Annotated in this window: 13 protein-coding genes; 4 read left to right on the top strand and 9 right to left on the bottom strand. The window is 62.9% G+C overall.

What is annotated here, in order from left to right; translation table 11 throughout:
- Positions 1-59: 59 nt before the first annotated feature.
- Together NKI32_RS12920 and NKI32_RS12915 are read right to left on the bottom strand one after the other, a co-directional pair.
- The gene (locus NKI32_RS12920) at positions 60-1,085 is read right to left on the bottom strand and encodes an ABC transporter substrate-binding protein (RefSeq protein ID WP_502897948.1); all 1,026 of its coding nucleotides are present in this window, start codon (positions 1,083-1,085) and stop codon (positions 60-62) included.
- A gap of 61 nt (positions 1,086-1,146) precedes the next feature.
- Complete coding sequence (locus tag NKI32_RS12915; RefSeq protein ID WP_050587118.1) at positions 1,147-1,980, bottom strand: inositol monophosphatase family protein; 834 nt, start codon at positions 1,978-1,980, stop codon at positions 1,147-1,149.
- Positions 1,981-2,198: 218 nt separating this feature from the next.
- Between NKI32_RS12915 and NKI32_RS12910 the strand changes: the two genes are divergently transcribed.
- The 3 genes from NKI32_RS12910 (at position 2,199) to NKI32_RS12900 (ending at position 5,869) form a co-directional block, all read left to right on the top strand.
- A complete protein-coding gene (locus NKI32_RS12910) occupies positions 2,199-3,218 on the top strand; it encodes a LacI family DNA-binding transcriptional regulator (RefSeq protein ID WP_353002773.1) in 1,020 nt (339 codons plus the stop codon).
- A gap of 37 nt (positions 3,219-3,255) precedes the next feature.
- On the top strand, positions 3,256-3,441 hold the full coding sequence (locus tag NKI32_RS12905; RefSeq protein ID WP_023684018.1) for a hypothetical protein: 186 nt from the start codon (positions 3,256-3,258) through the stop codon (positions 3,439-3,441).
- 85 nt (positions 3,442-3,526) lie between these two features.
- Positions 3,527-5,869, top strand: coding sequence for a response regulator (locus tag NKI32_RS12900; RefSeq protein ID WP_353002772.1), 2,343 nt, complete (start codon positions 3,527-3,529; stop codon positions 5,867-5,869).
- Here the strand turns inward: NKI32_RS12900 and NKI32_RS12895 are convergent, their stop codons facing one another.
- The 6 genes from NKI32_RS12895 to NKI32_RS12870 form a co-directional block, all read right to left on the bottom strand.
- A complete protein-coding gene (locus tag NKI32_RS12895) occupies positions 5,870-6,622 on the bottom strand; it encodes a Stf0 family sulfotransferase (RefSeq protein ID WP_353002771.1) in 753 nt (250 codons plus the stop codon).
- A gap of 80 nt (positions 6,623-6,702) precedes the next feature.
- Positions 6,703-7,839 carry a sterol desaturase family protein gene (locus tag NKI32_RS12890; protein WP_352623643.1) on the bottom strand — a complete coding sequence of 379 codons (1,137 nt, stop codon included), beginning with the start codon at positions 7,837-7,839 and terminating at the stop codon, positions 6,703-6,705.
- 164 nt (positions 7,840-8,003) lie between these two features.
- A complete protein-coding gene (locus NKI32_RS12885; RefSeq protein WP_352623645.1) occupies positions 8,004-8,555 on the bottom strand; it encodes a chloramphenicol phosphotransferase CPT family protein in 552 nt (183 codons plus the stop codon).
- 8 nt (positions 8,556-8,563) lie between these two features.
- Entirely contained in the window at positions 8,564-9,421 is an 858-nt protein-coding gene (locus tag NKI32_RS12880) for a lytic transglycosylase domain-containing protein (protein WP_353002770.1), read from the bottom strand.
- Positions 9,422-9,424: 3 nt separating this feature from the next.
- On the bottom strand, positions 9,425-10,678 hold the full coding sequence (ispG, locus tag NKI32_RS12875; protein WP_353002769.1) for a flavodoxin-dependent (E)-4-hydroxy-3-methylbut-2-enyl-diphosphate synthase: 1,254 nt from the start codon (positions 10,676-10,678) through the stop codon (positions 9,425-9,427).
- Positions 10,679-10,965: 287 nt separating this feature from the next.
- Positions 10,966-11,145 (bottom strand): YdcH family protein, encoded by a 180-nt coding sequence (locus NKI32_RS12870; RefSeq protein WP_023684024.1) that lies wholly within the window; start codon positions 11,143-11,145, stop codon positions 10,966-10,968.
- A gap of 239 nt (positions 11,146-11,384) precedes the next feature.
- Between NKI32_RS12870 and NKI32_RS12865 the strand changes: the two genes are divergently transcribed.
- Positions 11,385-11,588 (top strand): YdcH family protein, encoded by a 204-nt coding sequence (locus NKI32_RS12865; RefSeq protein ID WP_023673103.1) that lies wholly within the window; start codon positions 11,385-11,387, stop codon positions 11,586-11,588.
- Between the two features lie 24 nt (positions 11,589-11,612).
- On the opposite strand, the gene NKI32_RS12860 is transcribed toward NKI32_RS12865, so the two are convergent.
- Entirely contained in the window at positions 11,613-12,428 is an 816-nt protein-coding gene (locus NKI32_RS12860) for an IclR family transcriptional regulator (RefSeq protein ID WP_023698476.1), read from the bottom strand.
- Positions 12,429-12,464 lie beyond the last annotated feature (36 nt).

Raw genomic sequence — 12,464 nt, 5'->3', positions numbered from 1 at the left:
CCGGCTGCCGCGAGGGGCAGCCGGCGATCAGATGCTAGAGTGAGCGCAAAAGAACGCGCTCAGCCGCCATTGCGAACCTCGTCGGTGAACTTCTTCAACAGCCGCTTGCGTTCGGCCGACGAGCCATATTTGGCGAAGTCGTAGTCGATCAGCTTGATCTTCGAGAGGTCCGGCGCCTCGGGCGGCACCGGCGTGGCGCTGTTCGACGGGATCTGGAAGCTGCCGTTCGGCGCCGCGAGCTTCTGCGCGTCCGGGCTCAGCGCCCAGTCGTAGAATTTCTGCGCCTCTTCGACATGCTTGGCGCCCGTCACGATGCTCATCGAGCCGATCTCGAAGCCGGTGCCCTCGCAAGGCGAAACCACCTTCACCGCCGGGTTCTGCTTGGCCGCGTTGATGACGTCGTGCTGGAAGGAGATGCCGATCAGCGTCTCGCCCTTGCCGACGGCGAGCGCCGGCGCGGCCCCTGCCTTGGTGTATTCGGCGATGTTCTTGTTGAGCTGCTTGAGATAGTCGAATGCCTTGTCCTCGCCCATCAGCTGGACGATGGTGGCAAGCATCGTCCAGGCCGTGCCCGATGAATTCGGGTCGGCCATCTCGATCTCGCCCTGGAATTCCGGCTTGACCAGATCGGCCCAGCACGCCGGCGCGGTCAGCCCGCGCTGCTTCAGATCTTCCTCATTGTAGCCATAGCCGAGTGCACCGAGATAAATGCCGACCGTGCGGTTCTTCGACCTGTCGGCCTGCTTCAGCGCCCAGTCGCGCAAGTTTGCCAGTTGCGGCGACTTGTATTCCTGGGTGAGGCCCTCTTCCGCCGCCTGCAGATGCGGGTCGCCGGTGCCGCCCCACCAGATATCGGCTTGCGGATTGTCCTTCTCGGCCCGGAGGCGGGCGTAGATTTCGCCGGCGCTCATGCGGGTCATGTCGACGCTGACGCCCGTCTCCTTCTGGTAGGTGGTCGCCATCGCCCGGCACCAGGCCTCGTCGACGGCGCAATACATTGTGAGGCTGCGATCGGCCGCCTGGGCGGCACCCGCCAATCCGAACATGGCCAGCGCCGCGCCAAGGCCAAGCCAGGCGGCGCGCAAGCCTTGCTTACTGTCAAATGTCTTCATCGATATTCCTCCCTATCTTTCACACTGAAACGATCTACCCGTCGTCGAGCGGCACTCCGATCACCTGGGACAATGTCGCCGCAACACCGGGTGCTGCCGCAAGCACGGGATTGCCCTTCGCCATGCCGTCGCCGTCGAGGAACCGGTTCACCCGGCCGCCGGCCTCCTCCACCAGCAGCAATCCGGCCAGGCAGTCCCACGAATTGATGTGCAGCTCGGCATAGGCATCGGAGCGGCCGTCGGCCACATAGGCCAGCCCAAGCGCTCCGGAGCCGGAGCGCCGCACGTTGGCGCCGAGTGCCCAGACAAGGCTCACCTTGTCCAGATAGTCGCGATTGGGAATCCTGGGCGACCAGCCGAACTCGACAAAGGCGCGGTCGAACGCTTGCGTCGGCGACACACGGATCGGCGCGCCATTGCGCGTCGCGCCTTGCCCGCGGCGGGCAAAGTACGTTTCGCCGATGGCCGGATTGGCAATGCCGCCGATCTCGCTGCGGCCGTCCTCGACGAAAGCTATCGAAATGCAGAAATGCGGAATACCGCGCATGAAATTGGCGGTGCCGTCGATCGGGTCGACGACCCACATGCGGGCAGAGCCGATGCCGCCGCCTTCCTCGCCCAAAAACCCGTCCTGCGGAAAAGCCTCTGCCAGAGTGGCGCGGATGTGCTCCTCGACCTTGCCGTCGGTTTCAGTGAGAAAATCTTGCGGGCCTTTCATCGCCACCGGCTGGACGGCGCCCTGCCGGGCATAGCCTTCCATCGCCAGTTGCCCGGCCGTGACAAGCAGTTTCCGGCAGACCTCGGCACGCCTGTCCATCTCGGCCTCGGACAGCCGGTCCGCCTTCGGATGCGCCGCCGCCCTGCTCATGCAGCCGGTCCGGACAATCGCGCCCTCAATGCCGTCTTCGGCGAAATGGACAGGGTATTCCTCCGATGCCACTCTTGAGCCGGCTTGTATTGCACGGCTGTGCAAAGCTGTTGCATTCCGCCATGCCTGTCAAGTGCGGTGGGTGGCAATGGCAGAAGAGTTGCATTACACTGCACGGGTGTGCAAAGAATCACGAAAACAGCAGCGAGAGCGTTCGCTTGACGGTTCCGAGAATCCGCACCGGTTTTTCCAGCGCCCAGCAGGTTGCCGACCTCGCCGGGGTTTCGCGCTCGGCCGTGTCACGTACCTTCACGCCCGGCGCTTCCGTTTCCGGGGAAACCCGCGAGCGGGTGATGCTGGCGGCCGAGCAACTCGGCTATCACGTCAACCATCTGGCTCGCGGCCTGATGCGGGCCTCGACCGGCATTGTCTGCCTCATCGTTGCCGATGGCGACACGCCCTATCATGCCCGCCTGCAGAAGGTGCTGACCCAACATCTGCGGGACGCCGGCAAAATGGCCATGGTGTTCAACACCTCCGGCCCCAGCCACCATGTCGACCAGGCGCTGCGCAACACGCTGAACTATCGCGCCGATGCGAGCATCGTTCTGTCCGGCTCGCCGCCGCAGTTGCTGATCCGCACCTGTCTTGAGAACGGCCAGCGGCTGGTGCTGATCAATCGCGATGACCGCTTCGACGGCCCGCACAATATCGGTGTCGACAACGCTGCAGCCGCAGAGGCAGCGCTGCATGCCTTCATCCGGGCCGGCTGTACCCGCCCCGCTTTGGTGACCTCGGCTGCCGGCACGCCCAGCCTGCTCTCCCGCGAAACCGCCTTCCTTACCGCCGCGCAGAAGGAAGGGCTGGAGGTGACCGTGTGGCGCGAGGGCCGCACCGGCTATGCCACCGGAGCCGATGGCGCCAGGCGGCTCTTTTCCGGCCGGCAGCGGCCGGATGCGGCGTTCTGCGTGACCGACCTGATTGCGTGCGGCTTTCTCGATGCGGCCCGCCACGAGTTCGGCATCAGCGTACCCCGCGATCTCTGCGTCATCGGCTTTGACGACATTGAACAGGCCGACTGGGCCTCTTACCGGCTGACGACGTTCTCGCCGCCGATCGAGGAGATCGCCAGGCGCGCCGTGCGGCTCGCGACCGGCGCGCGGGAGGAGGCTGGCAGCCGCCTGATCTGCCATGCGCCCATGGTCTGGCGCAGCACGGTGAGGCCGGGCCAGGGCTGATGCGAAACATGTGTCGGTCAAGACGGGAAACGTACTGATGTCCAAGAAAAAGGCCAGGAAGACCCGCCAGGCGGCAAGACCGGTGGAGATAGCTGTAGGCCCCGAAATCCGGAGCATGATGCGCAAGTTCGGCCTGACCGAGGAAGAAGCACTGCGCATGATGCGCGAATGCGATGCCACCCTCTATGGCGCCAACTCCGGGCACGTGCAGCCAGGATCTTGACGGCCCGCCAGGCGCGAACGGAATTTTAATGTAAATCAAGCGTAATCCCGACCGTTAAAATGATGCGTATGTGTTGGGGTTGCGCATGCCGGAATATTCTTTCTTCATCCGCTCGATCCGGATCCGCTACATCTCGGGATTGCTCATCTTTGCGCTGGCTTCCACCGCGGTGATGTTTGCGCTCAATCGCGTCAATTCCTTCCGCCACGACATCGACGCGCTGAGCAGCAATCTCGTCGTCTTCACCCGCGACCTGCGCAACGCCTCCAGCTTTGCCGAAACCGCCAGCACGGCCTGGCGCACCGAAACCCGTGACGGCCTTGCCGCCGCCGCGCGCGGCCATTCGCAACGCCTGACCAGCGAGATCGAAACACTGTCCGCGGAGCTTGCCGCGATCAAGCCGAGCCTGTCGGCCAAAACGCTGGACGAACTCTCGTCGGCCGCCGTCAACGGTGACCTGTTCTGGTCGTCGCGCGACATCGTGCGCAACTTCAACCTGATGTCGGCGGCGCAACAGACCGACGAATGGAGTTCGCGCGAAATCCTCAACCAGAACGACCTGTTCGTCCAGCCGATGCTGGTGCGTGTGCGTACCGCCATGGATGGCGAACGCCATCTGGCCGACGCCTCCAGCGACAGGCTGCTGTTTTGGGCAAGCGGCCTTCTGTTCGCGGTTCTTGCCATCGTTGCCCTCTGGATCTTCCGGCCGATGGAAAAGGCGATCCGCCGCGCCTTCACCGAATCCGCCGCATCCTTGTTCAAGGCCGAAGCGGCCGACCGTGCCAAATCGGAATTCCTGGCCAATATGAGCCATGAGATCCGCACGCCGATGAATGGCGTGCTGGGCATGGCCGAACTGCTCGCCAAGACCGAGCTTAACGCGCGCCAGAAAACCTTCACCGAAGTCATCGTCAAATCCGGCAATGCGCTGCTCACCATCATCAACGACATCCTCGATTTCTCCAAGATCAATGCCGGTCAGCTGACGCTCGATCCTGCACCCTTCCGGCTTGCCGAAGCGGTCGAGGACGTGGCCACACTGGTGTCGGCGCGCGTCGCCGAAAAGAACCTCGAGCTGATCGTGCGTGTCGACCCGCGCCTGCCTGCCCATGTCGTCGGCGATGCGGGACGGTTTCGTCAGATCGTCACCAATCTGCTCGGCAATGCGGTGAAGTTCACCGAGAAGGGCCATGTGCTGATCGATGTCGGCGGCGAGGTGGTCGACGGCATGGTCCAGCTCAAGGTCCGCGTCGAGGACACAGGCATCGGCATTCCTGCCGAGAAGCTCGAGAACGTGTTCGAGAAATTCGCGCAGGTCGACGGCTCGTCGACGCGCCGCCATGAAGGCACCGGCCTCGGCCTTGCCATCGCCGCCCGCCTCATCGACCTGATGGGCGGCAAGATCGGCGTCGAAAGCGAGATCGGCCGCGGCTCGGTGTTCTGGTTCGCCGTGCCGCTGCCGGCGCATCAGCAGGACACGCGCAACGAGATCGTGCCGGTCGATGTCACCGGCGCCCGCGTGCTGGTCATCGACGACAACCCGGTCAACCGCGAGATCTTGCTGGAGCAGCTCAGAAGCTGGAGCTTCGACTGCGCGGCCGCCGAAAGCGGCGCCGTCGGCCTCGCCTTTCTAGACCGGGCCAGCCAACTCGGTGCTGCGGTCGACTGCATCATCCTCGACTACCAGATGCCCGGCATGAACGGCGCCGATGTCGCCAAGGCGATTTCCGCCGACAGCCGTCTCTCCGCCATCCCGGTGGTGCTGCTGACCTCCGTCGACCAGGTCGATTTCGGCAAGATGGTCATCGATTTCGGCATCGCCGCGCATCTCACCAAGCCGGCGCGCTCGGCCATCCTGCTCGGCACCGTCATCTCGGCCATCCAGAAAGCGCGGGCCCAGATCGGCAAGGCCCAGTTCGTTCGCGAGCCTGTCGTTCCGCAGGCGGCACCCGTGACGCCACCCGCCTTCACCGTCATTCGCGGCCCGGCAATTCCGGCGGCCACAGTGCCTGAATCGATCGCCACGCCAAACGGCCCGATCGATATTCTGATCGCCGAGGACAATGACGTGAACCAGCTGGTGTTCGGCCAAATCCTCAATGGGCTTGGCCTCAGCTACCGCATCGCCAGCAATGGCCGCACGGCCGTCGAGATGTACCGGGCGCTGCGGCCGAAGCTGATCCTCATGGACGTCTCCATGCCGGAGATGAACGGCTACGAGGCGACCCGCGCCATCCGGGCGGCGGAGGCAGCGAGTGGCAATCACACACCAATCATCGGCGTCACCGCGCACGCACTGAAGGGCGACCGCGACAAATGTATCGAGTCCGGAATGGACGACTATCTGCCCAAGCCGGTGTCGCCCGACCGCCTCGGCAGCAAGATCGGCACATGGCTCAGCGAAACGGTCGCGGTAAAGAGGGCTTGATCAAATCGCCGCGTCCAGATGATAGCGGCGCATCCAGTCCAGACTAATCTCGTCCGAGAGCTTGGCGACGCCCGGCTTTACGTCGGCGGCATTCGGCGCCTGAACGCCCAGGGCCTTGCAGATGGATGCCAATGCCGCTGCCGGATCGCCTGACAGGCGCTCATAGCCGATGCGCAGCGGGACGATCCCCTGCTCCGCGAACCAGACGTTCCAGCCCGCGTCATAGGCTTCGAGTTCGGCAAGCTCGCGCTGGATCCGCTTGAAATCGTAGCGGGGTTCCTGCGGCGGTGCGACTCGTTCGATCTCGGTTCCGTCGGGCGCGATGTGCCAAAGCCCGGTCTGCTCGGCCTTGATCAGCGACACCGCCTGCGCCAGCTTGTTTTCGCGCGAAAGATGGATGTAGAGGACCCGCCCGAAGGCCTTTTCAAAGCGTGCTTTGTCCGATGGCAGGTCTGGGTAGATCCGGTCGAGGATGGCCGAGAGTTCACCCAGGTTCTCCCGCATGAGGCGCAAGCCGAAGACGGCTGTTCCGCCCTTTCCCGCGCTGATTGCCGCCTTGAGGTAGGCGACATCGAAGTCATGCGCGCTCATCGTATCGGGATGCGGCAATTTCCACTCTTCTGCCCATTCCGCCTTGTCCTGCCGCCGGTAGAACGAGTGCGGATCGCCGGCTGTTTTCGTCGAGGCCAGAAGGCCGCACAGCAAAGTGCTTCCGGTTCTCGGCGTGCCGCAGATTATGTAGCCGTCACGCATCTCGGGGCTCTGTCGCTTGTCATGGATTGGGCTAACCTCGCCAGGCGCGGTGACACGCGCGCTTCGCGAAGGACTCCAGTCTAGCCGCGCCGGAAGGGATAGAGGAATTGCTGCCAGTATCCGTTCGGAACGGGATGTCCGTGAATGCCGTAGCCGTTCGGCCAGCGCCCTTCGGGCATATGATGGGTGCCGAACAGCCGGTCGAGCAGCGGGAAATGGATGGCGAAATTTACGTCGATCGCTTCTTTTTCGAGGCCGTGATGCCAGTGGTGGTAACGCGGCGACACCAGCACCTTTTCGACTGGACCGAAACTGGTTCCGATGTTGGAATGGATGAACGACGAATAGACGTAGACGATCAATATATACGTCTGGATAGCCGATTCATCGAACCCCAGCACGAACATCGGGGTGGCCGTCAGGCTGCGCAGCACGATGATTTCCAGGAAATGCATGCGCGCACCGGCAATCCAGTCCATCGACTTGGCGGAATGGTGCACGGCATGGAACTTCCACAGCCAGGGAATGCGATGAAAGGCCCGATGCACCCAATACTGGGCAAGGTCGGTCAGGAACATCACCGCCAGCAGTTGCACCAGCCACGGCAAGCCGTGGACCCAGGCGCGCACCGAACCAAGGGTGCCCTGTGAATTGACGAAGTTGGACGGCGCCAAGGTCAGGTAGGTCAAAATCTGCACCAGCAGCGACGAGACCAGATAGTAGAACAGGTCCTCGCGCCATTCATCGCGGAACACGGTCTGATCCTTGTTGCGCGCGAAAAGACGTTCGAGCGGGACGAACAGCACACCCATGAACAAGGCGTTCAGGATGAAGAAATCGAGCCCGAAGAACACCCCGTCGATGTGCAGTTGATGGCGCACCGGAAGCATGCCGACCAGCGACGCCAGCAGCACAGTGAACATCGCTGCCGCGCCGAGCGTCTTTTGCCTGCGCAGCGTCATGCTGAGGATCGCCAGGATATAGCCGGAGATGAGGACGAAATAGAGCACCGGCTTGAAGAACAGCATCTGGTGGATGGGGGCCAGATCCGGCATCGATGTAAGCGACGGGTAGCGCAGCACGATGACCATCAGCAGGGCGGTGACCCCGGCAAGCAAGCCAATCGAGCCGGACAGCCAGCCAGAACCGAACGGCCGTTTGGCGCGCGGCGTTTCAAGTTCACCGACGACGCGTCCAAGGAAATTTGTCACCGGCATGATTTCCCCCGTTAACGGCCCCAAAGGTCTCGCCAGAAATTTCGACCTGTCTTACTACAGCAAGGCTCATAAATATTTAATCGACACGACTTTGCAGGCCAGAGACGGCTATCGGCGTTTTGGGCAATTGGTAAAAGCTGCGATCGTGTCAAAGACACCGGCCACTATAGTCGGAATCTTTCCTGGATGCGACGGGCGCATTCAAGCGGCGTCAGCCGGCTGGTGTCGACTTCGAGGTCGTAGTCCATGCCCTTGTGGACGCGTCCATATTGCCAGCGCGCCAGGCCAGGCAGCCTGTCGGCGCGCGCGGCCTCGCGCGCTTCCAGCACCTCCAGCGGCGCCATGACGCCGACCAGATGCAGATCGAAACCCGACAGCAGCATGCGGTACTCCGCTATCTCTTCATTGAAGATCACGTCGTCGACGATGAGATTGTTGCCTTGCCCGGCCATGGCAGCGATGGCATGGCGCATGCCGCGCATGGTTCGTGCGCCGACCGGTCCGCTCCTGATCACCACCGACGGCCTGCCGTCTTCCAGCACCGTCTCAAAGGAAAACCCGTCGGCATGATCCTGCAGCGCCGGCGGCAGCATGTCGATGAAAGCATCCATCTGGACATGCAGGAACGGTTCAGCGGCGATTGTTTGCAGCGCCCTGGCGATCGAGCTTTTGCCGGCGCTGCCGACGCCATTGAGCAGGACGATTTTGGCCGTCATGTCGCCCCCTATCGGTTGCGCACGACGATACAGGCGCCGCCGACGCTTTGCAGTTTCTGGCAGATGACGTTGGCGGCGCTACGGTCGTCGACACCGATCCTGACGGCGTAGATGCCGCGTCGGCCGATCGGCGTGCGCACCCGGCTGACCACCGGGTCACGACCGGAAAGCAGCGCCGGAAACCGGCTCCTGACCCGCAGCCACTGATTGATCGCAGCGCCCCTGCGGAAATTGCCGGCCACCTGGACGCCCCATGGCTTCACATTGATCGACGCCATGGCCACGGTTCTCGACATGATCACCGGCAGCTTGCGGCAGGCGACGGCAAAGCTGGTTTTCGCGTCGAGCGGCTCGATCGTTCCGGCGTAGGCGCTGTCGGAGAACTTGTCGGCCGGTTCGCCCATGATGTCGAAGACGTAGCTCTCGGTCTCCATGGGCAAGAAGCCGCCCGAACCCAGCCAGCGCGAAACGCGGCTCTCGCCGGCATTGTAGGCAGCCGCCGCCAGGCCGAGATTGCCGAAGCCGGTCTTCATTTCGGCGAGATATTTCGCCGAAGCCGGGATCGCCTGGTCGATGTCGAAAGGATCGGCCAGCCCGCGCATCTTGGCGGTGCTCGGCATGAACTGGGCGATCCCTTCGGCACCGACCGGGCTAACCGCATTGGGATCGAAGCGGCTTTCTTTCCAGATCAGCCGGGCGAAGTAATCCTTCGGCAGGCCGTTCCGCTCGGCATGCGTCTCGATCAGGTCACAGACACGGCCGATCAATCGTTTCGCCGCCGAGTGCGATTGCGGTGGATCGGCAAGTGCCTGTCCGGCACTCAGCCCGCAGAGCAGGATCACACCGGCTTTGAGCAGCCCCCGCATGGCTCATTCGGCCGCGGCTTTGCCGTGCTGGCCAAACCGCCGCTCGATATAGTCGGCAACCATTTTTTCGAAATCGGCGACGATCGACGGACCGCGCAGCGTCGCCGACTTCTTGCCGTCGACGAAGACGGGTGCGGTCGGCGTCTCGCCGGTGCCGGGCAGCGATATGCCGATATCGGCGTGCTTGGATTCGCCGGGGCCGTTGACGATGCAGCCCATCACCGCGACCTTGAGGTTCTCGACGCCGGGATATTTCTCCCGCCAGACCGGCATGTTCTTGCGCAAATCGGCCTGGATGTTCTGGGCGAGCTCCTGGAACACGGTGGAGGTCGTGCGACCGCAGCCGGGGCAAGCGGCGACGATCGGCACGAACTGACGGAAGCCCATGGTCTGCAGCAGTTCCTGCGAGACCTGCACCTCACGCGTGCGATCGCCATTCGGCTCCGGCGTCAGCGAGATGCGGATGGTGTCGCCAATGCCTTGCTGCAAGAGGATGCCCATGGCAGCCGACGAGGCGACGATGCCCTTGGATCCCATGCCGGCTTCGGTGAGGCCAAGATGCAGCGCATGGTTGGAACGCGTGGCAAGCTCGGTATAGACCGCGATCAAATCCTGCACGCCGCTGACCTTGGCCGACAGGATGATCTTTTCGCGGGCGAGGCCTATCTCTTCGGCCATTTCGGCCGACAGGATGGCCGACTGCACGATCGCCTCGCGGGTTACTTCCTGCGCCGTCAGCGGGAAGCCTTGGCTCTGGTTCTCGTCCATCAGCCGGGTGAGCAACTCCTGATCGAGCGACCCCCAATTGACGCCGATGCGCACCGGCTTGTCGTATCTGATCGCCATTTCGACGATCGCTGCGAACTGGCGGTCCTTCTTGTCCTTGAAGCCGACATTGCCGGGATTGATGCGGTATTTGGCCAGCGCCTCGGCGCAGGCTGGATGGTCGGCCAGCAGCTTGTGCCCGATATAGTGGAAGTCGCCGACCAGCGGCACATTGATGCCGAGCCGCTCGAGCCGTTCGCGGATGCGCGGCACGGCGGCGGCGCTCTCGTCACGATCGACGGTGATGCGCACGATCTCGGAGCCGGCGCGATGCAAAGCCGCAACCTGCGCGACGGTCTGGTCGATATCGGCCGTGTCGGTGTTGGTCATCGACTGCACGACGACCGGCGCGCCGCCGCCGACGACCACGCCGCCGACATCGACGCCGACCGATGTCCGGCGCGCAAAGGGGGAGGAAAAATACCCGGTCATGCCGGCAGCCTCTTGATCACCCGAGCGACACACGTCCACGTCGACGCACGCTCAATCAGCTATCAGCGCATAGCGCTGAGGTTCGGGCATGAGGTGGAGGAGCAAAGATGGCTTGTCAATGGCGACAGACAAGCAGAGCCGCCAAATCGCAGCAGCGCGGCGACCCCACAGACGGGTTTCGCCGGCCAACAGTATGGGAATTAGTAGCAAAAACAGGCCTCCGGCGGCATGTCGCCACCGGAGCGATAGTCACGCGCCAAGGCGGCGCGTCTAATCCTGGAAGGGCGTCAGTGTCTCGTCGGTTTCGCCTTCAGTTTTTCAATCTCGTCCTTGAGTGCCAGCTTGCGTCGCTTCAGATTCACGATTTCGAGGTCGTCGACCGATGGATGGTTCATCGCATCGTCGATCTCGCGTTCGATATCACCGTGTTTCCGCTGCAACTCATCAAGATGGGATGCAAGAGACATGATTGGTTCTCCCTTTCATGGTTTCCTCGATTGCAGCCGTCAAAGGCACGTCCACCGCAGGTCGCATCTGTGACGGCACCATGACAGTCTGCCACCATCCGGCTGCGATGTCGAATGCTGCGTGGTAGCATTCCACGACAATGTGATATGTGATATTGGCTGCGCGCCGGCGGCAATTGATGCCGCCCCCGCCCAATCATGCCCATTGCCGGGCGCCGCAGACATGCAGACGGTAGAGAATGTCCGACCAGGAAAAGGCCGATGTCCGCCTCGAATTTTCCCGCCTGAAGCAGGAGCATGCCGATTTCGACGCGGCCATCAATGCGATGATCGCCATGGGCTGCGACCCCTTGCAGATCCAGCGCATGAAGAAGAAGAAGCTTTTCCTCAAGGACCGGCTGATGGCGCTGGAAGACAAGATCATTCCGGACATCATCGCTTAGCCGACGGCCTCGGGGCCTAACTGCTCACCCCGCTATCGACAGCCGCGCCGCGCGATGGCGCAGCAACGTCAGCAATTCGTCGGTCTTCTCCGCTGAAGTGTCGATCGGCACCACCAGGCACATCGTCGCCTCGACCTTGCCGGCGGCCGCGAAGACAGGGGCGGCCAGGCATTTGGTGTAGGCGTCGACCAGCCCCGAAGTGATGCAATAGCCGGTCGTTCTGGCCGTCGCGATATCGGCAACGAAGTCGTCGAACTGCAGCCTGCGGCCGTCGGGCAGCAAAAGGTCGTCTTCCGAGACCATGTCCTGGATGGCGGCCCTTTCCAATCCGGCCAGAAGCAGCCGCCCCGATGCCGTCCATGGCAGCGGGATCTGCAGGCCGGTGGCCGAGCTGATGCGGAACGGCCTGGTGCCGGGGCTGGAATGGACGATGGTATAGCGCCCGCTTTGCAGCATGCACAATTCGGAGGTCTCGCCGGTCTCGCGCGACAGATTGTCGACCTCCTGCCGGCCCCGCCTAAGCAGGTCGTTGCCCCTGACATAGTCCATTCCATAGAGGTAGAGCTTCTTGCCGAAATAGACCCGGTTGCCGTCGCCCTCCATCTCCAGGAGACCCGCATCGACCAGCGAACGCACCAGCGTATAGGTGGTGGAGCGCGGCGCATTCACCCCCTTGGCGAGATCGCCAATGCCGATGGCGCGCTGCGTAACATGCAGGAAGTCCAGGATCTCCAGCACCCGGTTGAGGCCCTTCTCGCGCGAGCCGGAGGTCTTGTCGGGCGTCGGGCTCCCGGCTGGACCAAGCTCCGCCCGATCCGTGAGTCCATTGCTGTCTTGCATAACTGATTCCTGATGGTAGTATCTGTCTTGTATAGG

The sequence above is a fragment of the Mesorhizobium sp. M0761 genome (genome assembly GCF_040320205.1).
In the GTDB taxonomy this organism is placed as follows: domain Bacteria; phylum Pseudomonadota; class Alphaproteobacteria; order Rhizobiales; family Rhizobiaceae; genus Mesorhizobium.
The sequence above is the reverse complement of the archived record's forward strand: the minus strand, read 5'-3'. Positions and strand labels throughout refer to the sequence as shown.